22 protein-coding genes are annotated in these 24613 nt (G+C 53.2%); 17 read left to right on the top strand and 5 right to left on the bottom strand.

Annotated features, from left to right (window positions below):
• Positions 1-206: 206 nt before the first annotated feature.
• Positions 207-1457 carry a serine hydrolase domain-containing protein gene (locus IEX86_RS18770; protein ID WP_188867674.1) on the top strand — a complete coding sequence of 417 codons (1251 nt, stop codon included), beginning with the start codon at positions 207-209 and terminating at the stop codon, positions 1455-1457.
• Positions 1458-1546: 89 nt separating this feature from the next.
• On the opposite strand, the gene IEX86_RS18765 is transcribed toward IEX86_RS18770, so the two are convergent.
• A complete protein-coding gene (locus IEX86_RS18765) occupies positions 1547-1957 on the bottom strand; it encodes a septal ring lytic transglycosylase RlpA family protein (protein ID WP_188867673.1) in 411 nt (136 codons plus the stop codon).
• 314 nt (positions 1958-2271) lie between these two features.
• On the opposite strand from IEX86_RS18765, the gene IEX86_RS18760 reads away from it, so the two are divergent.
• Positions 2272-4680: a helicase-related protein gene (locus IEX86_RS18760; RefSeq protein WP_188867672.1), complete on the top strand. Its 2409-nt coding sequence runs from the start codon at positions 2272-2274 to the stop codon at positions 4678-4680.
• A gap of 43 nt (positions 4681-4723) precedes the next feature.
• On the opposite strand, the gene IEX86_RS18755 is transcribed toward IEX86_RS18760, so the two are convergent.
• Entirely contained in the window at positions 4724-5914 is a 1191-nt protein-coding gene (locus tag IEX86_RS18755; protein ID WP_188867671.1) for a sugar transporter, read from the bottom strand.
• Positions 5915-6775: 861 nt separating this feature from the next.
• Complete coding sequence (locus IEX86_RS18750) at positions 6776-7780, bottom strand: DUF2167 domain-containing protein (RefSeq protein ID WP_188867670.1); 1005 nt, start codon at positions 7778-7780, stop codon at positions 6776-6778.
• Between the two features lie 268 nt (positions 7781-8048).
• Between IEX86_RS18750 and IEX86_RS18745 the strand changes: the two genes are divergently transcribed.
• From IEX86_RS18745 to IEX86_RS18720, 6 genes are all read left to right on the top strand, one after another.
• Entirely contained in the window at positions 8049-8471 is a 423-nt protein-coding gene (locus IEX86_RS18745) for a GFA family protein (RefSeq protein WP_188867669.1), read from the top strand.
• Positions 8472-8595: 124 nt separating this feature from the next.
• Entirely contained in the window at positions 8596-9051 is a 456-nt protein-coding gene (locus IEX86_RS18740; protein ID WP_188867668.1) for a CBS domain-containing protein, read from the top strand.
• Positions 9052-9309: 258 nt separating this feature from the next.
• Positions 9310-10926, top strand: coding sequence for an MFS transporter (locus IEX86_RS18735; RefSeq protein ID WP_188867746.1), 1617 nt, complete (start codon positions 9310-9312; stop codon positions 10924-10926).
• A 6-nt stretch (positions 10927-10932) separates the two neighbouring features.
• Positions 10933-12117, top strand: coding sequence for an HlyD family secretion protein (locus IEX86_RS18730; protein ID WP_229685412.1), 1185 nt, complete (start codon positions 10933-10935; stop codon positions 12115-12117).
• Positions 12114-13496: an efflux transporter outer membrane subunit gene (locus IEX86_RS18725; protein WP_188867667.1), complete on the top strand. Its 1383-nt coding sequence runs from the start codon at positions 12114-12116 to the stop codon at positions 13494-13496. Before IEX86_RS18730 ends, IEX86_RS18725 begins: the two co-directional genes overlap by 4 nt.
• 90 nt (positions 13497-13586) lie before the next feature.
• Positions 13587-14291 (top strand): YebC/PmpR family DNA-binding transcriptional regulator, encoded by a 705-nt coding sequence (locus IEX86_RS18720; protein ID WP_188867744.1) that lies wholly within the window; start codon positions 13587-13589, stop codon positions 14289-14291.
• 161 nt (positions 14292-14452) lie between these two features.
• Here IEX86_RS18720 and IEX86_RS18715 read toward each other — a convergent pair whose 3' ends face one another.
• Together IEX86_RS18715 and dcp are read right to left on the bottom strand one after the other, a co-directional pair.
• Complete coding sequence (locus IEX86_RS18715; RefSeq protein ID WP_188867666.1) at positions 14453-15289, bottom strand: inositol monophosphatase family protein; 837 nt, start codon at positions 15287-15289, stop codon at positions 14453-14455.
• Positions 15290-15468: 179 nt separating this feature from the next.
• A complete protein-coding gene (gene dcp, locus IEX86_RS18710; RefSeq protein ID WP_188867665.1) occupies positions 15469-17658 on the bottom strand; it encodes a peptidyl-dipeptidase Dcp in 2190 nt (729 codons plus the stop codon).
• A gap of 268 nt (positions 17659-17926) precedes the next feature.
• Between dcp and IEX86_RS18705 the strand changes: the two genes are divergently transcribed.
• The 9 genes from IEX86_RS18705 to IEX86_RS18665 all read left to right on the top strand — a co-directional run bounded on the left by IEX86_RS18705 (position 17927) and on the right by IEX86_RS18665 (position 24599).
• The gene (locus IEX86_RS18705; RefSeq protein WP_188867664.1) at positions 17927-18433 is read left to right on the top strand and encodes a GNAT family N-acetyltransferase; all 507 of its coding nucleotides are present in this window, start codon (positions 17927-17929) and stop codon (positions 18431-18433) included.
• A gap of 103 nt (positions 18434-18536) precedes the next feature.
• Complete coding sequence (locus tag IEX86_RS18700; protein WP_188867663.1) at positions 18537-20132, top strand: ABC transporter substrate-binding protein; 1596 nt, start codon at positions 18537-18539, stop codon at positions 20130-20132.
• A gap of 97 nt (positions 20133-20229) precedes the next feature.
• Entirely contained in the window at positions 20230-20430 is a 201-nt protein-coding gene (locus IEX86_RS18695) for a hypothetical protein (RefSeq protein ID WP_188867662.1), read from the top strand.
• Between the two features lie 23 nt (positions 20431-20453).
• Positions 20454-20873, top strand: coding sequence for a GNAT family N-acetyltransferase (locus IEX86_RS18690; protein WP_188867661.1), 420 nt, complete (start codon positions 20454-20456; stop codon positions 20871-20873).
• Positions 20874-21054: 181 nt separating this feature from the next.
• A complete protein-coding gene (locus IEX86_RS18685) occupies positions 21055-21669 on the top strand; it encodes a hypothetical protein (RefSeq protein ID WP_188867660.1) in 615 nt (204 codons plus the stop codon).
• A 206-nt stretch (positions 21670-21875) separates the two neighbouring features.
• Positions 21876-22307, top strand: a complete 432-nt coding sequence (locus IEX86_RS18680) for a nuclear transport factor 2 family protein (protein ID WP_188867659.1) — start codon at positions 21876-21878, stop codon at positions 22305-22307.
• An 85-nt stretch (positions 22308-22392) separates the two neighbouring features.
• Positions 22393-23133, top strand: coding sequence for a DUF72 domain-containing protein (locus IEX86_RS18675; protein WP_188867658.1), 741 nt, complete (start codon positions 22393-22395; stop codon positions 23131-23133).
• A gap of 124 nt (positions 23134-23257) precedes the next feature.
• A complete protein-coding gene (locus tag IEX86_RS18670) occupies positions 23258-23806 on the top strand; it encodes a non-canonical purine NTP pyrophosphatase (RefSeq protein ID WP_188867657.1) in 549 nt (182 codons plus the stop codon).
• 1 nt (position 23807) lies between these two features.
• Positions 23808-24599 carry an SIR2 family protein gene (locus IEX86_RS18665; RefSeq protein WP_188867656.1) on the top strand — a complete coding sequence of 264 codons (792 nt, stop codon included), beginning with the start codon at positions 23808-23810 and terminating at the stop codon, positions 24597-24599.
• Positions 24600-24613 lie beyond the last annotated feature (14 nt).

Genomic DNA, 24613 nt, shown 5'->3' with positions numbered 1-24613 from the left:
GCACCATGCCCCTCGGCAATCATCCTGCAGCGCGTCTAAACCTTACTTAATCAATCAAACGAGGATGGATATCGCTCCGCTCAACCCATCCTATGGCTTTGGTCATACTTTCTTAGGAACCGTCCCGCTTGTAGTCAGTTCTTAGCGGGCAGCTGTAACCGCTATGCTTTACGCGGACCTACTCCATGCTAACTGCGAGAATAGTCATGACAATTATTTCAAGGACTGCCGCCCTCTCCCTTCTTGCCTTGTTTATGGCGGGCTGCTCTACGCCACAGGCCGAGACACAAACGTCCAAGCCCGAGTTAATCGGGCGCGCTCAGGATCTTTATGATCTACCGCCGGCTTACCAGCCCGGAACGTATCGGCATATGGATCAGCTTTTCTTCACGCGGGAAGTACACCGCGGCTCGGCAGTTTATCCGCTGCCACGTCAGCACGAGATCAACGTGCGTTACCAAACAGATGATGGCACGCTGGGTGTTGATGAGTTCATGCAACGCAATTACGTGGGTGGGCTGCTGATAATTAAGAACGGCAAAATTGCTCTTGAGCGGTACGGCTTGGGAAATACAGAGGAGACGCGCTGGACGTCATTTAGCGTGGTGAAATCCATCTCCTCTTCCCTTGTTGGAGCGGCGGTACAACAGGGGCGAATCAAGAGTGTGAAAGAACCGATTGCACGTTACCTGCCACAACTATCGGGCGGCACCTATGACAACGTGACGATAGAGCAGGTATTGCAAATGAGTTCCGGGGCTGCCTGGAACGAAACCTATCGCGATCCCACGTCGGATAGGCGCCGGATGTTTGAGCTTCAGCTCGCCAATAAACCCGGCGAACTGTTAAAGCAGCTATCAGGACTCAAGCGTGCCTCGGCGCCCGGTACGACCTTCAGGTACAGCACGGGTGAGTCGCACCTTCAGAGTGAGTTGGTTCATGCCGTAACGGGTATGACTACGAGCGACTATCTCTCCGAACGTATCTGGGCACGCATGGGCATGGAGTACGACGCCTTTTGGCAACTCGACGCTAGAGCAGGTCAGGAAATCGGCAGCAGTGGGTTCTCGGCTACCTTGAGGGATTATGGCCGCTTTGGACAGTTCATTCTCAATGATGGCGTGATCAACGGTGAGCGTATCTTGCCAGCAGGATGGATTGATCAGGCCACCCGTATAGACCCAGCATCTTATCTAGCTCCCGGAAAGTTATACGAAGGCGAGTATCCCTTGGGTTATGGCTATCAGTGGTGGACATTCCCTGTAGGTACCCACGCCCTTCCCGGTCATGAAGGCGGTGCGTTCGAGGCACAAGGGATATTTGGGCAATTCCTGTATATCAACCGCAAGGAAGGTGTCGTTGCCGTGGTTTGGAGCGCTTGGCCTAAACCCGAAATGGATAAACAGGAAATGGAAACCTATGCGTTCCTGGGTGCTGCGATCAAAGCGCTGCGCTGACATCCAGAGACTTCTTTAGGGACGTCTGCTTAAAGGGAAGCAACCTTATTAAGCAAACGTCTCAACGCTGACGGCAACCCTCTAAAGCTTTAATCGATTCGCTCAATTTTCACTGGACCTATACCGTTTTCTACCAGATCGACCCGTTTAGCGGCAGCGCGCGACAGGTCGATAATGCGGCCGCGGATAAAGGGGCCTCGGTCGGTAATCCGCACAACAACCTGCTTATTGTTTTCCAGGTTGGTTACACGCACCTTGGAGCCAAGGGGTAGTGTTTTGTGGGCAGCCACCAGCGTGTTGTTATTGAATATTTCCCCACTGGCAGTCTCGCGGCCGTGGAATTTGTGGGCGTAGTACGAAGCTTTGCCCTTTTGCTCAAACGACTTGGGCTCTTGCTTGGCTTCCTTGATTGGAACAGCTTCCGCTTTTTTATCCTGGCAGGCCACGCAGCCTACTAATAGACAGAAGAACAGCAGCACACGTTTTGAATCGACAAACATGCTTGAACCCTTCTTTATTATGGGTCTGCCGGTATACCTGCGCGATATCTAACAGCACGCAGTACACATTTGGGCAGCCTGTAGTTTTTCTTAGAAAGCAAAGCACTAGATGAATCAGTTCTTACTGCACTTGAGGGTTTGAGTGCAGCATTGACTTTCTCGTTCTCTAGGATGGCACCGTAACATCACATTTGTGATGAACTGCTCAGTTATCATTCTGCTTTTATAACTGCTCCATCAGTCGCACCGAATGACCGAAGGCTGCACAATCTTGTCTTAACGCCATAACTCACTGATTTTAGAGATGTCCCTGCATGCCTAAAGGTGACTATAGACAGCGTAAAGCCCTTCGTTTGGAGCGTCTCAAGCGGTTCATTGAGTGGGCAACCGAGCGCTATCCTGATTTCATGCCCAAGAAGCACCACCAGGAAGAGTGGTACAAACCTTACATTGGGTACGCCACTCCCAATCTGGGCCGAGCAGCCAAGGGTTTTTGGCTGGGGCTTGATGCCGATACGGTCGAGGCGGCCATGGATCAGCCTGATCCACAACAGTTATTAGGTCGTATTCTTTTGCGTGATAGCAGCGACTATGCCTGCAGCGTCGATATTTTTGGCGCTGTAAAGACAGTCTCACTGGGCTCCACGCAACTCTTGATCGAGCCGGAATGGACGTTGCGTCTGGAAGATAGCGACTCGCACACAGCTTTCGAGGAGCAGGCTCGCCAGGCTATCGAACGTTACGTTCAGGATCGACTACGCCTCTTGGAGCGTCCCTTCCAGAACATGAGCGAAGAATACCGACTGGAGGTGCTCGACCGGTTGAAGCCGGAGCTCTCGCGCATTGATGAATTCCTGGAGCGTGCGGTTGAAACTATCAATGAGGTCTGCCATGAGCTGCACTTTGTCGTAGAGCTGCGCCATGGCGATCTGACGCTGGATATACCGCGTCGTATACCTGCAAATCAGGGGCATATTCTTAGCGAGGATGAAGTTAAGGCACTAAAGGATGAGGATCGGCGGGAGGTATTGGCCAAGTTTGATATGGTCCTTGAAGAGGCCGGCGATTTCGATCTGTTGCAGCTTGGGCAACATCGTCTGACAGAGCTCTTTTTGCAAGACTCTGGGCGGTTGCGTAAAACGATTCGCAGCACGCTGCGCAACTTCAAGGAAAAGATGGCGTTTGCCACGCTCCTGCAAAACGATCCTCGTTTTTTGCACTACCACAAGCTGTATCCCGCTCGCCAACTGACGCGTAAATGGACTGCCCTGCTTGGTCCTACTAATAGCGGTAAGACACATCAATCTATCGAAGCGATGACCTCGGTTACCCATGGCATCTACCTCTCGCCGCTACGCCTGATGGCGTTGGAAAACCAGGAGCGAATCGAGTCCATGGGTATCCCCTGCTCGCTCGTAACCGGTGAGGAGGAAATCATTCGGGAGGGCGCAACACACTTTTGCTGCACTGTTGAAGAGTTTGCGCGCTTTCGCCAGAAACGCTGGGATGTGGTCGTGGTAGATGAAGTACAGATGATGGCCGACTCGCAGCGCGGCTGGGCCTGGGTAGATGCGCTCGTCAGCGCCTATACACCTGAGCTGATTATGACTGGACCGCCGCTGATCGAGCCATCACTAAAAACACTATGCGACCTATGTGAGGACCGCCTAATCATCAAGCGCACCAAGCGGCTCTCCCCCGTTGAGGTTTCAAGACATTCCACCAGCCTAAAGAACCTGGAGCCAGGATCGATGCTGGTGGCTTTCAGCCGCCGGACGGTACTGGATCTCAAGGCAATGCTGGAGATGACGGGCAAGACCGTTTCCGTGGTTTATGGCGCTCTTTCCCCAGAGGTGCGGCGCGAACAGGCGCGACGCTTCCGCGAGGGCGAAGCCGATATCATGGTAGCGACCGATGCCGTGGGCATGGGTCTTAACCTGCCGGCACATACCCTATGCTTTTATACGGATGAGAAATTTGATGGCATCCAGGTGCGCCAGCTTAATGTGCAGGAGGTCAAGCAGATCGGCGGACGCGCCGGCCGTTTCGGTCACCACGACGAGGGCGTTATTACCGCATTGGAGCCCCATGTGCTCAAGTCGATCAAGCGGCTGTTCAACAGTCCTGACAAGCCTGTCGACCTGTCTCAATTTCAAGTGCGGCCATCCATCGATCACTTGAAAGCCATTTCAGACTTGATGAATGAGCCCAGCCTGCTCAGGTCTTGGCTGACGTTCAACCGGAACATCAACTATGGCGATGCGTTTATTTCGGTATTGCCTGACGAGCTGGCCGATTGGATCAGGGCAATCGATGATCCACGCATTCCAATGTGGTTACGCTGGATTTTTGCGTGTACACCTATTCGAGGAGGCCTGGAAAGCCCTGCCAGCAGCTTTGCACAGCATTGGCTGAAGAAGGTAGCTCAGGAAAAGACCATAGAGCTGCCGCGCCTGATTCTGGAGTCAGACCTTGCTACGCTGGAAAGCTCCCTGCATATCGTAGAAACCTACCTGCATCTTGCGCGTACACTGCCGGAATACTTCCCGGATATTGAACGTGGCGAAGAACATCGCTCATTGCTTAACGAAGCCATTACCCGTGAACTCTCACGACGCAAACGTCCTCGACGCTCAAGCCTTGGACGAGGCAATCACAACGGACGAGACAAGCAGGGAGACCCAGAGGGAAGACGTGCGCCTCGCTCGGCACGCAGTCGCTAGCAGTAAATGCCGAGGGCCAACGAGGCGCCTCGGCATCTTGTTTTTACAGGGGATTGGCGTTGAGTTGTTTGGAGAACTTGAGCGTCATGATGTAGCAGAACGCCAAGCCGGTAAAAGCCAGTAAACCACCAACCACGCCGATGTGAATGAGGCCGATTTGAATGCCTACCACGCTTCCCATCAAGGCCCCGCCACCAATACCAATATTATAAATGCCCGAGAACAACGCCATTGCCACATCCGTGGCGTCTTTTGCCAGCGCCAGCACCTTAGCCTGCAGAGCAAGACCAAAACACATGATCGCAACACCCCAAACCACACTCAGCCCGCCTAAGAGATAGGTGTGCTGGGCAAATGGACGAAGCACAAGCAAGCAGACGGTGATACCCGCAATGGCAGCGATCAGGAAGCCATTGGGATACGTGATGCTATAACGGCTGAACAATACGGACCCTATAACACCTGCGCCTCCGAATAAGAGCAGCAGAACGGTGGTCATGTTGCCGCTAAGGTGGCCTATCTCCTGAGCGAAAGGCTCAATGTAGCTATAACCCGTAAAATGTGCCGTCACAACAAGCACTGTCAGAATGTAGATGCAAATCAGTGCAGGCCGTCTGAACAGCACTGGCAGGCTGCTCAAGGAGCCGGAGTTCTGACTTGGCAGCAGTGGTAGAGCTCTGGCCAGCCAGATCACTATACCGGTGGCAAAAATCGCAATCGCTACAAACGTTGCCCGCCAACCGAGCATTTCACCTAATACCCTTCCTAGTGGAATGCCTAGCACCATAGCCAGACACGTACCGGTTGCCAGCAGGCTTAAGGCCTGTGTCTGCTTGCCCTCGGGAGCAATGCGTACGGCGAGCGATGCGGTAATGGACCAGAAGACCGCGTGCGCAAACGCAATACCGATGCGGCTTACAATCAACACTGTAAAATTCCAGGCGAACCCTGACAGGATATGGCTGGCAACAAATACGGCAAATACCAGCATCAACAGGCGACGCCGCTCGATGTTTCGCGTGAACAACATCATGGGTAACGATAGCAGCGCTACGACCCACGCGTAGATGGTCAGCATGATACCCACTTGGGCGGGCGACATCTCAAAGGTTTTGCCAATGTCACTGAGCAGCGCCACCGGTACGAATTCAGTGGTGTTGAAAATAAAGGCTGCTAGAGCCAATGCAATTACGCCAAGCCAGGCACCGCCGCGTGCATCAACAGATGTATTCATCAGCAATATCTAATCTTCTGGTTTACAGGATGAGTATCGATCTAGCAGTCCAGGAAGGGCTGCCTAGGGCTTAGCCATCTCATGCCACTAGACCTCGAACGACAAAACGCTAACCCGCAGCTCCATAAGCCGCGTATCACGTATAGGGTATTCAGGAAGAACTGCAGTGCTTAGATGGGAAGCTAAGTAACAAAAATGATACGCTTAGTAACATCGACCGACAACATCACTAGACGTTCCAAAACAAGTAATTGATCGAGCGTGATGTACTTTTCTACAGCAGCGTATTAAAGGAAACGCTCTAAAGCAGGCTTGCCCTACCACGCGAAGCAGCGTCTGTGCAGAGTGTGAATATTGTTCTTCCTACACCATGTTTCGCCAATGAAGCGGCCTGGCTTTACCTATGGCCTTTTCGACTCCATACAGTCGACCGTAGTGGCGTAATTGAATGCCCTGTACCGATTCAGGCTAATCTGTGTATCGGGGCCATTAGCAGAAAAACTTATTTCATAACGAGTTTTTATCGGACTTCTCGCCCTCTCCGTACTTACAGCAGCCTTTACTCTCACCTGAATAGGATTCGCCAGATTCACGCTCTAGCGTATTAACCTCATTGGAGCAGATGCCTGAAGTGGCACACAGTATGTGGTCTCTTCTTGTTCAAAAAAGAGAACCATAGAGAGGACACGACGCTTCTGGTTTCCATTCTCTCACAGCAGTACATGCTCCGCGGTTAATGGGCCTGCAGAAAATCACGCCTGTGGGTACTAACCAATATTCAAAGACGGGAAAGCGTGGCCGCTGGATGGGCAGTCACGCTACAGCCGGACCAGGAATCCGGTCCGGCGCGCAGATTAAGCGTTACTTCTTATCGTCCGCCTCGGTGCCATTCATGTCCATGACGGTTTTGGCGGGTGTTTCAGGCTCGCTTAATGTAGTCGAGGCCGCTACAGGTTCTGCTTTCTTCTTACCCCGGAACCGATTGAATACCCAGCCAATCAGCAGCATAGGAAGCATCCAGAGTTTCTTGAAAAGCAGCAGCGCTCCAGCAAGAAGACCTAACTTGGCCGCTGCCTTGCCTGCAATCAAAGCGCCGATACCATAGGCCGCTACTTGATCGATGTCAGGGTTGAAATCGGCGTAGCGGTTACCGTCATTAAAGTTGGTCATGGCCAATACGGCAGGCGCACTCTTCTGGATCTGAGGCAGCTGATCCATGGCCGCGATAAAACTCAGCACCAGCACACCCTTACGACCCAAAACGCGGATATCGTAGTTCAGGCCGTGCTCGGTATCGTTCCCCAGTTTCAACTCCTGAGCCCAATAGAGCTTTTTGCCTTCCTTGTCGTAGTGTGGCGCAGCAGCCCAGCCTACCAGCTCAAGCGGCTCATACCCTTGCTCCTGGCGAGCCTTGTTGCTATCACGAACATCCTGCTGCATATCCTTGAGCAGGTCTGCATAGTTGATATCTGACGCATCCTCATCGGAAACGTAGCCACTTTTCTCGTAATAGACCGTCATGCCCCATGACTCGCGCTCGAAAGGCGAAACGCCCGCAGGCATTACCATGCCCATGGGAGGATGCTGGCTCGGAGGATTGCCCCAGGCTTCCAGTACACGCTCGGCATCCTTACTGTTTAAGAAGACGAACTCCTTGGGCAGGTCAAGCGTCGCGAGGTTGCCATCCAATACGATTTTGCCCGTCCGGAAGTTCAATGACTTGAGGAATCGGTCTACCGTCATGTCTTGTGCGTTTAACGTGGAAGACGCAGCACTGACAGGTTCGGGCTGTGGGTTGGCGGCATAAGAAGAAGGAATAACGGCCACAGCCAAAAGGCTGGCCAAGATCAGTTCCTTGATCGGCATAAAAGCTCCATGAAGATATATTTTGCTATCCAGCAGAAATCATATCATTAGAGCCGTTAAATATTTACAAAGCGCCGAAATTTTTTGATACATGTTATCAGCTATAAGAATAACGAAGCCTGCACGCTGATAACACCGTGATAGGGGATTTCTGGAAAACAGTAAACGCTCTGCTTGTGACAGAAAGTCGCCCTCCTCCTTTTTCTACCCGTGAACGTTTTATTCTCAGCTACGCTTTTTATTCCATTGGCAAGAAGCGAAATCGATCATGACAACTCAGGTCGAAAGACAGGGACGCTGCTTATGCCGCGCAGTGAACATCACGGTCAATCTGGAAAAGATGTCTGTCAGCGCCTGTCACTGCTCGACATGCCGACGATGGGGCGGCGGTCCGCTAATGGTCGTCGAGAGCGCGACCCCATTGCAATTCGAGGGGGAAGAACATGTGCAAGTCTATGACTCGTCAGAATGGGCCGAGCGTGGCTTTTGCAGTCGATGTGGCACCCATCTATTTTACCGACTGAAGCAAGGCGGCTTTTATGCCGTCCCGGTTGGACTGCTCGACAACCAGGACAATTGGACATTCTCATTACAGGTTTTTATCGAAGAAAAACCTGCTTTTTACTGCTTTGCCAACGATACCCAGACCCTGACGGGAAAAGAGTTGGTGGCGCAATTTAGCGCCGAATAAAAGCATGCCGTATACGTGCTTGAAAATTTTTATCGCGCCTATGGATTACGTTGTTTAGTGCTATTCAAGCAGGTCAGGTTATGTTCTTTTCGTCATATTGATTTGCCAGCAAGGGAGGAATGACATGAAGACGGTAGCGGATATCCTTAGAGCCAAGCAAAGCCAGGGTGTATTTACGATCACCCCGAACGTCACGGTACTCGACGCGCTTAAAGTCATGGCCGAGAAAAATGTCGGCGCTCTACCGGTTACTGAGGAAGGCAAGCTGGTAGGCATCATTAGCGAGCGTGACTATGCTCGCAAAGGCGTACTCCAGGGACGCTCGTCCATAGGAACTGTTGTTCGGGAAATCATGACCCGCGCCGTCATCACGGTAACACCTCGGGAGAGCCTTCGTGAGTGCATGTCGCTCATGACCGATCGCCACTTGCGCCACCTGCCGGTAATCGACAACGATCAGTTGATCGGCCTGCTTTCCATTGGCGATATTGTAAAAGAAACGATCGCTGAACAGGATGGGCTGATCCTCCAGCTGGAACAGTACATTCGCGGGGAATATCCCACGTCGATGGCTGGATGAACTCAAGGGCTGGTCATGGTGTGCAGCCACCCTGACTAGCCTCGTAAGCGCACAGCCTGAAGTCAGGCTTTTGCCTGGCAAATCAATACTTCCTGCCTTTCAGGCTGAACTGTTACCGCGCCTTATGGACGAATCCATTGCCATCACTTAATTAAACAGTGAATGGCGTCTCTTAAGGATTCAATAAGGCGCGTATCCGCTGTGCCCGATAAATATCTGGAACCCCTGCCCAATTGGGAGCCCCATGAGCGGCCCTCAATGCCGGGCTCCCCGGCTACACCACTGCATGCCCCTCCGGTACGACTTGCCTATGCCTTAGTATCCGTATTGCTGGGCCTTACAGGCGGGCTCGGTAATGCACTGATCAGTGTAAACCTTCCTTATATTCAAGGCGATTTAGGCTTGACACCTACTCAAGGTGCCTGGCTGCCAGCAGCCTTTCTGATGGTGAACGTATCGGCCAACCTGATTCTCGTGAAATTTCGCCAGCAGTACGGCCTTCGCCGCTTTGCTGAGATTGGGTTGACGCTTTACGCCATCCTCACGATCGCCCATGTGTTTGCCAATAACTTTCCCATGGCAGTGTTGGTTCGGGCTGCCAGCGGCTTTGCTGGAGCGACGATTACCACCCTGGGTACGTTGTACATGCTCCAGGCGTTCAGGAAGGCCCAAGTCGGCAAAGGTTTGGTCATTGGTGTAGGTATTTCGCAGCTGGCTACACCGCTTGCCTGGTTACTGTCACCCGCGTTAAGAGATTTAGGGGAATGGCACCGCCTGTATATCTTTGAAGCAGGCATGGCCCTGTGTTCATTGGCGGCCATCACTGTTCTCAAACTACCGCCGGGCATACGCATCAAGGCATTCGAACGCCTGGACTTTTTAACATTTGCCTTGCTTGGCCCTGCGCTCGCCATGATTGCCGCAGTACTGGCGCAGGGACGTATTCAATGGTGGCTGACACAGCCCTGGATGGGCTTTTCACTGGTAGCCGCGCTGGTTCTGATCATTATTGCAGTGGGGATCGAGCACCACCGACGCAATCCATTGCTTCAGACACGCTGGCTGGGCACGTCTGAAATGCTGCGCTTTGCCTTTGGGGCCATCATGCTGCGCTTTATTCTTTCCGAGCAGAATTATGGGGCCGTGGGCCTGCTTCAGACCCTGGGTCTGACAGCTGATCAATTACAACCGCTGTTTGTGGTGATCCTGGTTGGCATCATAGGGGGCATTGCGGTCAGCGCATTAGTCTTTAGCCCAAAAACCATGATCCCGCAGATTCTGGTGTCCATTGTCTTGATCGGTATTGCCAGCTTCATGGATACCGATTCGACAAACCAAACACGCCCGCATGACCTGTTTATCAGCCAGGGGATTCTGGCTTTTGCCAGCGGTATGTTTCTGGGCCCTTTAATGATGATCGGTTTTTTGCGCGCCCTGCAAAATGGCCCTACCTATATCGTCAGCTTTACCGTGCTGTTTTCCTTTACTCAAAGCCTGGGTGGATTAGCCGGTCCCGCCCTGTTCGGAACATTCGAGACGGTACGTGAGAAATACCATTCAAGCCATTTGATAGAAAATGTTAGCCGAGCCGACCCATTGGTAGTGCAACGTCTGCAAATCCAGAGTCAGGTCTATGCTCCGGTGCAGACAGACCCCACTTTGCAACAGGCACTAGGTACCTCTCAACTGAGCCAGGCAGCAACACGGGAAGCTCATGTGCTGGCTTTCAATGATGTCTTTCGGTTGATCGGGTTCGTGTCGATCACCTTTTTGAGCTGGTCACTTTTCCATACCCTTCGGCTTTCATACCGGCGAAGAAAAGCCGAACAAGCGCAGGCCGCATCGTCTACTTCTTCTAATAATGCTTCTACGTGAGACGCCATGAGCGACGAAAAACAACTACCTGATAACGAGCGCAAGGGCTCAAGCGAAACCGAGAAAGCCCCACCCCAAAGCGAGCAGGCTGCCTCCGTGCCGGATGCCGGAGCAGCCAATCCTGGCCCACCCAAGGTAATCAAACCATCGCGCGCAACGGTTCTGATTATGTTGGGTGTTGCGCTGGTCGGCGTTATGACGATCCTGTATGCCTGGCAGTTGTGGCCATTCACCAGTGGCATCGTGACCACAAACAACGCCTATGTGCGCGGGCAGATTACCGTGATGGCACCCCAGGTGAATGGATACGTCGCCGAGGTGCTCGTGCAGGACTTCGAACATGTGAAACAAGGGCAGCTACTGGCTCGAATTGATGACCGCATTTATCGCCAGCGCGTAGAACAGAACCAGGCGCAACTTGCAGCTCGGCAGGCGGATCTTGCTAATTCCATACAAACCCTGGCGTCTAACCAGGCGACGCTGGCTTCACGCCGGGCAGAGCTGCTGTCGGCACAGGCTGAACTGGACCGGGCTCGTGCTGATGAGCGCCGTGTTAATGAGTTGGCTTCGCGGGGTTCGGTTTCGCTGCGAGAGCGTGACCAGACACGTGCCTCGGCACGCGCTGCTGCTGCTCAAGTCAAGCAGGCACAGGCTGCCATCAACATCGCAGAGGAAAATGTAAAGGCAACGCGTGTGTCGCGTGGCGGTCTTGAGGCTCAGGTTCAAATGGCAGAGGCAGCGCTGCATTTGGCCCAGATTGATCTCGACAATACGCTGATCAAGGCCCCGCAAGCAGGACAGCTCAGCGAGGTGTCCGTACGCCTTGGGCAGTACGTCACGGCGGGCTCACAATTGCTGTATCTGGTGCCAAATCTGGTCTGGGTTGTAGCCAACTACAAGGAAACGCAAACGCATAATATGGCTATAGGCCAACCGGTTCGCTTCAATGTAGATGCACTCGATGGTGCAGAGCTTACAGGGCATGTTGAGCGTATGGCGCCAGCAACCGGATCGGAGTTCAGCATTCTTCGCCCAGACAATGCGACCGGCAACTTTACCAAGGTGGTACAGCGCATTCCCGTACGGATCGCCATTGATCCTGATCAGCCGCTGATAGAGCGGCTACGACCGGGCATGTCTGTCATTACACACATTGATACCGATGTAGCGCCACGGAGCGCTGCGCCATGAGGAATGCTCGACGTTACCCGATGCTCTTGGCTATAGCCATAAGCCTTGCAGCGTGTATTCCCCAGAAAAAACCGTTGCCGCCCGAGGTCACCCTGCAGCCGCCTGAGCAATGGCGTGCCACGAGCGAGCCGGCCAGTTCTGTTCGGAGCGACTGGTGGCGCAACTTTAATGACCCACAGCTAACTCGCCTGGTAGAGACGGCACTTCAGCACAACACTGACGTGTTAGCCGCAATCTCACGTGTTGACGCAGCCCGTGAACAGATTGCCTTGGCGCGCTCGGCGCTCTTTCCCTCAGCAAATGCCTCGGTTGGAACACAGACCAGCCGAAGCCTCGGCACGCTGGGTATCGCCCACACCCGCTCGGTACAACCTGAGCTACAGGTTGCGTATGAGCTGGACGTCTGGGGACGTCTGCAAACACTTGAACAGGCTGCACGACTCCAGTATCAGGCCAGCCGGACTGACCGGGATGCGGTGCTGCTTACTGTTGCCAGTACCACGGCGCAGGCGTACATCACCCTTCTCTCACTGGATGCTCAGCTACAGGTCACGCGGGAAACAGCCGAGTCGCGACTCGGTGCGCTCAGGGTGGCAGAAGATCGCGCTGGTGAAGGTTACACCTCTGAATTGGAACTGACACAAGCGCAGTCCGAATATGAGGCCGCCATGCAAATGATCCCACAGCTTCAGCAGGCCATTCGCCGACAGGAAAATGCGATTCAGGTACTGACGGGTGCGTTGCCTGCCCAAGTGACACGCGGGCTGCAGTTTCAACAGCTACAACCTCCTCGCGTTCCTGGTGTGTTGCCATCAGAATTGCTGCGCAGGCGACCGGACGTTGCACGCGCTGAACAGCAGTTGGCTGCCAGCGACCTCACCCTGGACGCTCGGCGTGACGAGTTCCTGCCTCAGGTACAGTTATCGGGCAGTATCGGACGGCTCTACGTCAACTCGCTGAACTATGATCCAGTCAAGATCTGGAGTCTGGGCAGCAGCATTCTCGCTCCGATTTTTACAGCAGGTCGATTAGAGGCTCAGGTCAATATCGCCACAGCCCAGCGCGACCAAGCCGCTTATGCTTACCGAGCCGCAGCGCTAAATGCGTTTGCAGACGTAGAAAATGCATTATCGGGTGTCACACTATATGCAGAGCAGATTGAGCGTATCCGGGCGCGTCGACAGACCCTGGCACGCTCACTCGAGATTGCACGGGATCGCTACCGTAGTGGGTACTCATCCTACCTTGATGAGCTTGATGCTCAGCGCAACCTTTTCAATTTGGATCTGGCTGCCGTACAAGTACGCGAGAGTCAGCTGAACAACGTCATTTCGCTTTATCAGGCACTCGGCGGGGGCTGGGTACCTAAAGCAGAATGATCGTAGACAACACACAATTGATCATTTAACTCTTCTCAAGCCCGCGGCATGGACTAGAATTTGCGCCTTTACCCTCTTGAAGAGACAACTATGGGCGCCCAGTGGAAAGCCAAACATAAAGAAGCCGCAGCCAATGCCAAAGGCAAGATCTTTGGCAAACTGTCGAAAGAGATCATGATCGCTGCGCGCTCAGGCCCGGACCCGGACATGAATCCTCGTTTGCGTCTGGTCGTTGAGCAGGCCAAAAAAGCCTCTATGCCTCGCGAAACACTAGAGCGAGCGATCAAGAAAGGTGCAGGTCTACTAGGCGAGACAGTCAACTACGAGCGCACCACCTATGAAGGCTTTACCCCTCATCGTGTGCCGGTCATCGTGGAATGCCTGACAGACAACGTGAACCGTACCGTGGCCGAGATCCGTGTCCTGTTCCGCAAGGGCCAGCTTGGTGCGTCCGGCTCGGTGACCTGGGATTTCGATTACGTAGGCATGATTGAGGCAACGCCTGACACACCGGACGCCGATCCCGAGCTTGCCGCCATTGAGGCAGGTGCTCAGGATTTCGAAGCAGGTGAAGACAACGCCACCTTGTTCCTGAGTGACGCCACCGATATGGACGCGGTGTGCAAGGCACTGCCGCCTCTTGGCTTTACAGTGCAGTCAGCCAACCTGGGCTATCGCCCAAAGAATCCGGTCACAGGCCTGAGCGACGCTGAAATGGAAGAAGTCGAGGCTTTTCTGGAGGCCCTGGATGCCCATGATGACGTGCAGAATGTTTATGTAGGTCTGGCGGGCTAGGGCTTACGAAAAGGGCAAAAGACAGCCTCTGCCTTTTGCCCTTGAAAGAAGCGGACGTCAGGCCGCTTTCGGATGATCAAAACGTCTCTCTTTAACGGATAGATAACCGGCGGCAAGCCTACTTTTATTGCCTGTACGTCCTGCCTGGACGCCAAGCAGACTCAGTCGCTATTCAGCGAGGGGCCTACCAGGCCAGCAAGCTGCTCGTAGACACCGGGTGCCGCAACCAGAAGCGGATTACCACCCAGCAGACCCTCACCGCGAAAGAAGTCGCTCGCGTGGCCACCAGCCTCCTTGACCATAACCAGGCCTGCCAGACAATCCCAGCTGTTGATAAGCGTCTCGTAATAGCCAATCAACCGACCAGCTGCGACATAGGCCGTCATCAGGGCACCAGAGCCGTTACGAATAAACATGCCGCCCTCATCCAATAGCCCCATCAGGAAAGGTATGAAGTTTTCCTTACCACGACGGTGCGTTGTACCCACCCCTACGACTCCTTCACGCACATGCTGGGCAGCATGAGCCTTGAGCGGCGTGTCGTTGACGAATGCACCCCGGCCCAGGCATGCATGAAAGAGTTCATCGTGATTTGGATCAGCAATGGCGCCCAGGTAAGGCTCCCCGTCGATCATAAGACCGATGGATACACACCAGCTGTGCAAGCCATTTACAAAACAGCTCGTCCCGTCGATGGGGTCAATGATCCAGATGCAGCGAGCATCGAGTGCTGCTGTGCCGTTCTCCTCGCCGATAAAACCATCTTCCGGAAATCTTTCCGAAAGCTGTGCTCGGATGAAGTCCTCCAGGGTCTTGTCGGCCACACTAACGACATCCTGTAGGTTTCCACCTTTGTGCATTACCGTCAGGCTGGAACGACGCGCATAAAAATCCATGCCCAACTGCGCCGCTTCCTGCGCAATGGACTTGGCAGCCTCATAGCGCGAATGGATGTCGAGGTTATCTAGCACGGTAGTGCTGGTAACGATCGTGGTCATGACAAATCCTTCTTAAAACATAATGCAAGGCAGGAGCACATATCTAAACGCTCCTGTATGACAAATGCCGTACTGTACGGATAAAGCGATGAGCATAGAGGGTACAGCGGCAGTAGTTGCTTTGAATCTTTCCTAGCGAAAGCGGGCCTTTTCAGGCCCGTTTGTTTGAGACTTAACGCTTAGCCCTCACTATCGCCTTTCAGGCCACGGTTTATAAGCATCGGCTCGATATCCGGCTCATGACCGCGCCAATCCCGGTAGACTTTTTCCAGATCGGTACTGTTGCCGCGAGAAAGAACCATGTCGCGGAAACGCTGGCCGTTTTCGGGCGTAAGGCCGCCATGTTCCCTGAACCACTTGAAGCCGTCGTCAGCTAACATCTGTGTCCAGATATAGGCGTAATAGCCTGCCGCATAGCCATTACCCCAGATGTGCATGAAGTAACTGGAGCGGTACCGAGGGGGTACGTAGCTTAAGTTCACCCGGTCCTCCTCCAGCGCAGCTTTTTCAAACGCATCAACATCTTGTTCAGGCTCGTCAGCCTTGATCATGTGCCAGTGCATGTCGAGGAGCGCAGCAGCCAGCAGCTCGGTCATGTCGTAGCCCTTGTTGAAGCGAGAAGCCGTCTTGATTTTCTCGACCAGCTCGGCGGGCATAGGCTTGCCAGTGGCATAGTGCTTGGCGTAGTTGGCAAATACCTCAGGATCTTCCGCCCAATGCTCGTTGATCTGGGAGGGAAACTCGACGAAATCGCTCGGTGTATTGGCGCCTGAAATACTGCCGTACATCTGGTCGGCAAACATGCCATGAAGCGCATGGCCGAACTCATGGAACAAGGTTATGACATCGTCCCATGAAAGCAGCGCTGGTTGTCCAGAGGCGGGCCTGGTGAAATTGCAGACGTTGTAGACCACCGGTTTGGTACCCATCAGCCTGGACTGATCGACAAAGTTGCCCATCCAGGCACCGCCGCTCTTGTTATCCCGGGCGAAGAAATCGGTGTAGAACAGCGCCATTGAGGAGCCATCCTTGTCGAACACCTCATATACCTTTACGTCCGACTGGTAGACGGGAATGTCTGTGCGCTCCTTGAATGTAATGCCGTAGAGCGCTTGTGCCGCATAAAAAACGCCATTGTGGAGCACGTTGTTAAGTTCGAAATAAGGACGAATCTGCGACTCATCCAAGTCGTAACGTGCCTTGCGGACCTGCTCTGCGTAATAGGGCCAATCCCAGGCCTGCAACTTGAAGCCGCCACCCTGCTTGTCGATGACGGCCTGGATATCTGCGGCCTCACGCTTGGCTCGCGCTGTAGCCGCCGGCACGATATCGCGCATAAAGCCAAGCGCGGCCTCCGGCTTCTTGGCCATTTGGTCTTGTAGCTTCCAGGTAGCATAGTCTGGAAAGCCCAGCAGCCTGGCCTGCTCCGCCCTCACCTTTGCCAGGCGCGTAATAAGCTGACGGGTATCATTAGCATCGCCCTTCTCAGCCCGACTCCACGAGGCATCAAATAAAGCCTTTCGTGTATCACGATTGGAAAGAGACGCCAGCCAGGGTTGCTGCGTGGTGTTTTGAAGGGTGAGCAACCATTGCTGATCAAGATTACGGTCACGGGCAGCCTGCTCGGCCGCCTTGAGCTCAGGTTCGGAAAGCCCTGCAAGCTGCTCCTTACTGTTTATTTGCACGGCGCCATTCTTGGCAGCAGCCAATAGCCGGTTTACAAACTGCGTACCAAGCGTTGCGGCTTCCTGATTGAGTGATTTGAGCTGGGCCTTATCGGCATCAGACAACCGGGCGCCCGCCAATACGAAATGCTGGTGGGTGACCTCAATAAGGCGCTTATCTTCAGGCGTCAGGTCAAGCGTGTCGCGCTGGTCGTAAAGGGTTTGCAGCCGCTCGAACAGCTTGCTGTTCAACGTGATTGCATCACCTAGCGCAGCCAACTTGGGCGATTGCTCCTCGCTGATCCGCTGAAGCGTATCGGACGTATTGGCGCCTGTAAGCGCACCGAACACGCTCATCACGCGATCCAGCAAGGCCCCGGCTTTCTCCAGCGCTATATAAGTATTTTCAAAGGTAGGCGGCTCAGGGTTATTAGCAATCTGCTCGACCTCTGCAAGCTTTTGCCGGATACCTTCAGCAATAGCTGGCTCGAAATCAGACTCCTGGATCAGGTCGAACCGTGGCGCCTGAAATGGCAGTGTGCTCACCTGGAAGAAGGGATTCTCCTGAACGACCGACGTGTTCTTGTCTGCCATGTTTACCTCCTGGGTAGATGTTTCGGCTCTAGCAGCAGACTGGTTTTCGTTTGCGAGGGCATAGCTGCCAAGGGACGCACTGATAGCCAGAAACAGCAAAGATAGACGCATTAATGCTTACTCTCCCTATTGACTCTTGTTCCATACAACCGCGACGTATCCATTAGAAGGATTGCGTTATACCGAAGACAGCGTAGTTTCAAAATGGCAGGCGAGCATTGAAGATTCAGCTTGAGAAGATTAGCGCGGGCCATGCGGCCATTCAGTTATAAGTGTAAGAAAACCCGTCTGGATCGGGCCTTGCGATACTATAACCTGGCCAAAAAATGCACTAGGCTTGAATGAGGAAAAGGTACTGGCCCTGCTACAGGAGAGCCTGATGAACGTACGAGCAGCTACGCCGGGAGATGCCGCAGCGATTGCTACGATCCATGTCGAATCGTGGCGCACCGCTTACCGAGGCATCGTTCCGCAAGCGCTACTAGATAGCCTTCAACACGAACCCAGACGCGCTTACTGGCAGTCAAAATTAGAGGCAGATAACGCAGAGGTTTGGGTTGCTGAGCGCAATGGAGCAGCACTGGGCTGGATCGCCTGTGGTGAAGATCGTGATGTGCCTGAAAACGCCTCCAGGCGAGAGATCCACGCCATTTATGTAGCGCCCCAGCACTACCGTACCGGCGTTGGCACAGCATTGCTCAACCACTACTTTTCTACTTTGAGTCACCCCCCGGTGGCTCAAGTCTTCCTCTGGGTATTGCAGGACAATGTTGCTGCCCTGGCTTTTTATCAACAGCATGGTTTCGATGTAACAGATACCAAGAAAACGATTTCAAGAGCCGGAGCTGACTTGGTTGAAATCAAGCTGAGCAAACCGCTCGCCTGATTCTGTATCCAGAAACATCTGCTTTCATTTAAATCCTGCCGGTAATCCTGAGCCACGGTAGCGTACTCGTTTCGCTGAACCTCACGCTTTAAGGAAACGGCTCATGTTCAAAACGCTTTTTACAGCGTTGGTCACGGCTGGTTGCGTGTTCAACGTTTTATCCGCTCAGGCTGCAAGTAACCTGGTTTATTGTTCGGAAGGCAGTCCGGCAGGGTTCGACCCTGGCCTTTATACGGCAGGAACCGACCATGATGCGACGGCCAGTACGATCTTCAACAGGCTTGCCGAGTTCGAGCGAGGCGGCACCAAAGCCATTCCTGCGCTTGCAGAGCGTTGGGATATCAGCGAAGACGGCAAGACTTACACCTTCTTTCTACGGCAAGGTGTGAAATTCCATACGACGGACTATTTCAAGCCAACCCGTAACTTCAATGCCGACGATGTGGTATTCACCTTCCAGCGTATGTTGGACAAGGAGCACCCGTTCCGTAAGGCGTACCCCAGTGAATTCCCCTATTTTACGGGCATGAGCCTGGACAAGAATATTGCTCGGGTCGAAAAGGTGGACGAGCATACGGTTCGCTTCACACTGAACGAACGTGACGCTGCCTTCGTACAAAACTTGGCAATGCGTTTTGCGGGTATTCATTCGGCAGAATATGCCGACCAGTTGCTCAAGGCGGGCAAGGCTGAACAGATCAACCAAAAGCCCATTGGCACTGGCCCCTTTGTTTTTAGCCGTTACCAGAAAGACGCCATGATCCGCTTCAAGGGCAACAAGGACTATTGGCAACCGGGGCAGGTTAAACTCGACAACCTGATTTTCTCCATCAATACCGACTCGGCCGTACGCGCTCAAAAATTGCGAGCCGGTGAGTGCCATGTCAGTGTTTACCCTAACCCCGCAGATATTGCCTCGCTTGAGAAAGATAATAATCTGAGGGTCATGAGCAGCCCTGGTTATAACATCGGCTACCTCGGTTACAACGTTCAGCATCCGCCGCTGGACAAGCTGGAAGTGCGTCAGGCGCTCGACATGGCAATCAACAAGCAAAACATTATTGATGCTGTCTTTCAGGGTGCAGGGCAACTTGCAGTCAATGGAATGCCACCAAGTCAATGGTCCTATAACGAAACGATCAAGGATCTGCCGCGAGACCCGGTTAAGGCAAAGGAGCTTCTCAAGCAGGCTGGCGTTAAAGAAGGCACCAAAATCACCCTCTGGGCGATGCCGGTACAACGTCCCTATAACCCCAACGCCCGCTTGATGGCCCAAATGATCCAGAACGACTGGGCCAAGATCGGTATCAACGCCGAAATCGTGACATACGAATGGGGCGAGTACCTGAAGCGCGCGAAAAGCGGCGAACAGGACACCATCCTGGTCGGTTGGACAGGCGATAACGGTGACCCGGACAACTGGCTAGGCACGCTCTATGGCTGCGATGCCATTGGCAGCAACAACTACTCCATGTGGTGCGACAAAACTTACGATGATCTCGTAAAAGCTGGCAAGCGTATTTCTGAGCAAGCCGAGCGGACCGAGTTCTACCGTCAGGCGCAGGTACGCATGAAGGAGCAGGTGCCCAATACTCCGATCGCCCACTCCACGGCTTTTATGCCAATGCGCAAGAATGTGCAGGGCTATGTGATGAGCCCGCTAGGCCATAATGCGTTCCTTGGGGTAAGCATTGATTGATTGCTACACCGCCAGGGATTGATCGCGTCTAATCCGGTTAAGGTAGGCACCCAGTCGGTTCGGTTTTATCATGGTAGCTCTTTGCAAGAGGCCTCCCATGAGCCGAGCCGACTTTCATCAAGAACATGCCGCGCGTGCAACAGCTGAAGCACAGCGCCTGTATGCCAGACGAAATGAAATGGGTACACGCTGGCTACCCTGGGTAGCTACCGAGCTGTATAGCCTAAGCCCGACCGAATATGCAGCAATGGTAAGGCGTGCATTAGAGCAGTTGGCCAGCGAGTCACCTGAAACCTGAATGCGTCCTACCACTGAATAGCCATGAGCGAACTGCAGTACAAACTACTCTCTCCTGAACGTCGTCCACTTATCGATAAGTTTTACCGTGCTCACGGCAGCGCCATGCGCACCGCCAAGGGAGATGGCGTGCACTACTGGGTAGCCAGACGGCAGGAAATCCTGGGCGCCTTGAACCTTAGCCCTGTAGAGCACGGTTACTGGCTAACGGGACTCTTCGTAGCTCACCCGGAGCGCGGTCAGGGCATTGCAGGAAGACTGCTCAATCTTGCCGTTCACCATACGCAGTCTCCGGTGTGGCTATTCTGCCATCCCGAACTGATGCCCTTATACCAGGCCAGCGGCTTTCAAGCAGATCCTGCCCTACCGGAATCGCTCATCGATAAATTCCAGCGCTACCGGCAGAACAAGCCCCTAATTGCCTTGGAATACGTCCCGCTGTAATGACCGACCGATTCATGCTTCAGTCATATGATGCGGTTATGTTGAATATGCACAGTTCGGCTAGAGCAGCCGTCCTGCTATCCGTTTCGCGCCGCTGGAAATTTCTTTACTGGCCTTGAAGCAAAACGGTCCGTTTCAGGTCTTAAGACCATATAGTCCAGACGCGCGCCAGGAGGCCCCCATGACATCGCACCCTCAGCTCCACGGTACCGGTTTTCTCCTCTTGCTAAAGCGTCTGGTCTCCAAGCGCACCTTCGAAGACATCGATCGCCAGCTTGAACAATTGGGCACCGAATTTCCTTTGTTTGATCACCCGCCTCTCAACATTGATCAGGAAGGAGCAGAAAGTCTTGAAGCGCTTGGGATCCGGGCCTATCAGCTACAGGTCATGAGTTGCCACCAAGGCAAAATGGGGCTGGGGGCTTCGCTGATGAAACTGGGCTTTACGCCTGTGTCGAGCACGCCCGAGCAGACGCTTTACCGCAACGATGCAGGCGAGAAATTGATACTGCGCATGCAATGCGAGTTTGGCGGTGTACTGCTCAATCTGGTTACAGATTCGCCTGCCCTCCTAGCCTCGATCCATGCTCAGAAAATAGCACCTCCCGCCCCTTGGCAGGCGTTTCCATCGGTAGATGTAAGCTGCATGGAGACACTGCAAGGTGAGTTGGCATTTTGGTGGAGTCAGCACTGGACGCCGTATTGGAGCCGCTTGGATGAAAGCGAGCGCCTTCAGTATCTGCAACTCAATAATGTTCCTTCTGCCTGGAAAGACTTTCTCTCGCTACACGCTTAAATATCCCGCCTCGCTGCTTGTTGGGAGGTCTAGCCCTCGAGCAGCGCATACCCTTTCTCCAAGCAACCACACGGCAGATTGACGCCTTCTCTTGAAACGTCTACAAACAACCAAGTTGTATGACGACTCACGAATCAATAATTTTTCCGTAGCCGCCTGTGCAACTGTCTTGACCCCGCATCGCTTACAACAACAAGGAAATGCTCATGCGAAAAACCAAACTGATCGCTGGCGTGCTGTGCCTTTTCACTGGCTATGCTATGGCCGCTACGTCCTCAGATGAAAATGCTGTAGCCGAGGCCGTAGACAAGCTTACTCAAGCCATGTGGCACAAAGATATTGCCAGCTTGAACGCTCTGACGGCAGAGAACCTCACATACGGTCACTCCAGTGGCAATATCCAGGACAAGAAGGCTTTCATTTCAGATATTGAGACAGGGAAAAGCGCTTTCAAAGAGCTGAAGATGCTTAACCAGAAGATCACCCTGTCTGGAGACGTGGCATTGGTGCGTAATCATTTTTCTGCGCAAGCCATCAATAGCGGCAAGCTCACCCCGACCGAAATTGAAAACTTCCAGATCTGGCAAAAACAGGACGAGAAATGGCTGCTGATTGGTCGTCAGGCCTTTCGCTTCTAATAGGTATTGCCGCTCTGCTTCATGCAGAGCGGCAGGATCGATCAACTGATTCACCAGTCAAATACAGATCAGACACTACAGGTTGATGCTGTTCTTGAATGCATTTTCGTATATTGGCTGTGCCGGCTGGAGCCTGCCACGTTCTCAGTGGCCCGAATTTCCTGTAGATGGAACACATTTACAGCGTTATGCAGGTCGCTTTAACGCCGTCGAAATCAATTCGTCGTTTTATCGCTCTCACCAACCTGCTACCTACGCAAAATGGGCCGAATCGACCCCAGAAGATTTTCGCTTCGCCGTTAAAATACCCAGGCAGATCACTCATATTCAACGCCTCGCTCAATGCGGCGGGCTCTTGAACGGCTTCTTGTCAGAATGTGGGCACCTTGGCGAAAAGCTAGGCTGTCTGCTGATTCAGCTTCCTCCTTCCCTGGCCTTTAACGCCGAAGTTGCCGATGCGTTTCTAGACGACTTCAGAGCGCGTTATAACGGGCCAGCCGTCCTAGAACCACGTCATCCCAGCTGGCTGCAAGACGAAGCGCAAGCCATATTGATCACACATCAAATCGGCCAGGTAGCGGCTGATCCCTCACCGCTGGCAGGCGGCGATAAGCCAAGTGCCTGGCCTGGCATTGCCTACTATCGTCTGCATGGCTCGCCAACGATCTATCACTCCTCGTATGCCCATGACGCACTTGAGACAATGGCCCAAGCCCTCACTAACCATCAGCAAAAAGGCGTCTCCACGTGGTGTATTTTCGACAATACAGCCAGTGGCGCAGCCGTACCGAACGCACTTGCCCTGCAACACCTGATTGAAAAGTGACTAGTTGGCCGCCCTCTGCCGACCACCGGCCCTTGCCAATGCGAACCCACAGCAAGGAATTTCCCTCTAAATCACAGGAATAGTGAACTGCCCAAGGGAATCGTCATGCCGTTGCAGGTCTGCCATGAAAATTCGATTCATTTCCAGCAATACACGCAAGATTGAGGAGGTCTCCAGCCTGCTCGCCAGCACACGCATCGAAATTATTCCCTATCAGATCAAAATCGATGAGCTACAAACCGAAGACGTGTGCCAACTGGTTAGTGACAAACTGCTCAAAGCTTTTCGGCTGGTCGGCAAACCGGTTTTCGTGGAACATACCGGGCTCTACATCAAAAGCCTGAATAATTTTCCAGCGGGCCTTACACAGCTCTTCTGGGACAAACTACTGGCGGAGCGTTTCTCCTCCATCATAGGCCATCTCGACGATCCTTCAGCCGTGGCCAAGACGCTGATTGGCTACTGCGATGGTCGTAAGAAGTACTTTTTTGAAGGTGCGGTCCCTGGGCGAATTACTGAGCAGCCAGCAGGCGATAGCAGTTTTGAATGGGATTGCGTATTTATGCCCAATGGGCTTGATCAAACCTTTGCCCAACTAGGTCCGCGTAAGCATGAGTATTCCATGCGAAGACAGGCACTAGAGAAGTTTGTCAGCTTTATCGAGGGGCATTGAAATGGAAACCCTTAGGGATGCCTATCGTAACAACCGGCTGATCCTGTTCGTGGGCGCTGGCGTATCGGCCAATCTCGGGTTACCGCCCTGGAAACAGTTGATTGACGAGATTGCTGTTCAGCTCGACTATGACCCTGACGTCTTTGACACCTACGGCAACTTTCTTGCTCTGGCTGAGTATTACCGCATCAAGAAAGGCAATATCGGTGCGCTCAGAAGCTGGATGGATCGAGAGTGGCACCAGAACATTGATATCACTACCTCGCAAATACACCGCCTGATCGTACAAGGTAAATTTTCTGCAATTTACACCACTAACTACGACCGCTGGCTGGAGTATGCCCATGACGCCTACCAGAGAGAGTACGTCAAGATTGCCAATGCCAGTGATTTAGCAAAGGCACAGGACAATATCCGACAGATCATCAAATTCCACGGTGACTTTGACGACGACTCCTCAATCGTCCTGGCTGAAACCAGTTACTACGAACGGCTCCAGTTCGAGACGCCGCTGGACATCAAGTTAAGAGCCGACACCTTGAGCAAGGCCGTCCTGTTCATCGGCTACAGCCTTTCGGATACCAATATCCGATTGCTCTTCCACAAGCTTTCAAAAATGTGGAGCAAGTATGAGCCCTCCGGCGTTAGACCCATCTCCTATGTGTTCTCCCATATGCCCAACCCGGTACAGGAAGAAATTCTAAGCCAATGGGGCATTCGTATGATTTCGTCAGACCATGACGATCCAGGCCATGCATTGACCTGTTTTCTAAAAGAGCTGGTAGATTCCTGAATCAGGCGTCCATG

The organism is Pseudomonas asuensis (assembly GCF_014646755.1).
Taxonomy (GTDB): domain Bacteria; phylum Pseudomonadota; class Gammaproteobacteria; order Pseudomonadales; family Pseudomonadaceae; genus Chryseomonas; species Chryseomonas asuensis.
Note: the sequence above shows the minus strand (reverse complement) of the source record. Positions and strands in the feature narration are given on the sequence as shown.

Excerpts from the sequence above, each read along its gene's own strand:
- IEX86_RS18770 (WP_188867674.1), top strand. The coding sequence starts at position 207 with ATGACAATTATTTCAAGGACTGCCGCCCTCTCCCTTCTTGCCTTGTTT.
- IEX86_RS18765 (WP_188867673.1), bottom strand. The coding sequence starts at position 1,957 with ATGTTTGTCGATTCAAAACGTGTGCTGCTGTTCTTCTGTCTATTAGTA.
- IEX86_RS18760 (WP_188867672.1), top strand. The coding sequence starts at position 2,272 with ATGCCTAAAGGTGACTATAGACAGCGTAAAGCCCTTCGTTTGGAGCGT.
- IEX86_RS18755 (WP_188867671.1), bottom strand. The coding sequence starts at position 5,914 with ATGAATACATCTGTTGATGCACGCGGCGGTGCCTGGCTTGGCGTAATT.
- IEX86_RS18750 (WP_188867670.1), bottom strand. The coding sequence starts at position 7,780 with ATGCCGATCAAGGAACTGATCTTGGCCAGCCTTTTGGCTGTGGCCGTT.
- IEX86_RS18745 (WP_188867669.1), top strand. The coding sequence starts at position 8,049 with ATGACAACTCAGGTCGAAAGACAGGGACGCTGCTTATGCCGCGCAGTG.
- IEX86_RS18740 (WP_188867668.1), top strand. The coding sequence starts at position 8,596 with ATGAAGACGGTAGCGGATATCCTTAGAGCCAAGCAAAGCCAGGGTGTA.
- IEX86_RS18735 (WP_188867746.1), top strand. The coding sequence starts at position 9,310 with ATGCCGGGCTCCCCGGCTACACCACTGCATGCCCCTCCGGTACGACTT.
- IEX86_RS18730 (WP_229685412.1), top strand. The coding sequence starts at position 10,933 with ATGAGCGACGAAAAACAACTACCTGATAACGAGCGCAAGGGCTCAAGC.
- IEX86_RS18725 (WP_188867667.1), top strand. The coding sequence starts at position 12,114 with ATGAGGAATGCTCGACGTTACCCGATGCTCTTGGCTATAGCCATAAGC.
- IEX86_RS18720 (WP_188867744.1), top strand. The coding sequence starts at position 13,587 with ATGGGCGCCCAGTGGAAAGCCAAACATAAAGAAGCCGCAGCCAATGCC.
- IEX86_RS18715 (WP_188867666.1), bottom strand. The coding sequence starts at position 15,289 with ATGACCACGATCGTTACCAGCACTACCGTGCTAGATAACCTCGACATC.
- dcp (WP_188867665.1), bottom strand. The coding sequence starts at position 17,658 with ATGCGTCTATCTTTGCTGTTTCTGGCTATCAGTGCGTCCCTTGGCAGC.
- IEX86_RS18705 (WP_188867664.1), top strand. The coding sequence starts at position 17,927 with ATGAACGTACGAGCAGCTACGCCGGGAGATGCCGCAGCGATTGCTACG.
- IEX86_RS18700 (WP_188867663.1), top strand. The coding sequence starts at position 18,537 with ATGTTCAAAACGCTTTTTACAGCGTTGGTCACGGCTGGTTGCGTGTTC.
- IEX86_RS18695 (WP_188867662.1), top strand. The coding sequence starts at position 20,230 with ATGAGCCGAGCCGACTTTCATCAAGAACATGCCGCGCGTGCAACAGCT.
- IEX86_RS18690 (WP_188867661.1), top strand. The coding sequence starts at position 20,454 with ATGAGCGAACTGCAGTACAAACTACTCTCTCCTGAACGTCGTCCACTT.
- IEX86_RS18685 (WP_188867660.1), top strand. The coding sequence starts at position 21,055 with ATGACATCGCACCCTCAGCTCCACGGTACCGGTTTTCTCCTCTTGCTA.
- IEX86_RS18680 (WP_188867659.1), top strand. The coding sequence starts at position 21,876 with ATGCGAAAAACCAAACTGATCGCTGGCGTGCTGTGCCTTTTCACTGGC.
- IEX86_RS18675 (WP_188867658.1), top strand. The coding sequence starts at position 22,393 with ATGCTGTTCTTGAATGCATTTTCGTATATTGGCTGTGCCGGCTGGAGC.
- IEX86_RS18670 (WP_188867657.1), top strand. The coding sequence starts at position 23,258 with ATGAAAATTCGATTCATTTCCAGCAATACACGCAAGATTGAGGAGGTC.
- IEX86_RS18665 (WP_188867656.1), top strand. The coding sequence starts at position 23,808 with ATGGAAACCCTTAGGGATGCCTATCGTAACAACCGGCTGATCCTGTTC.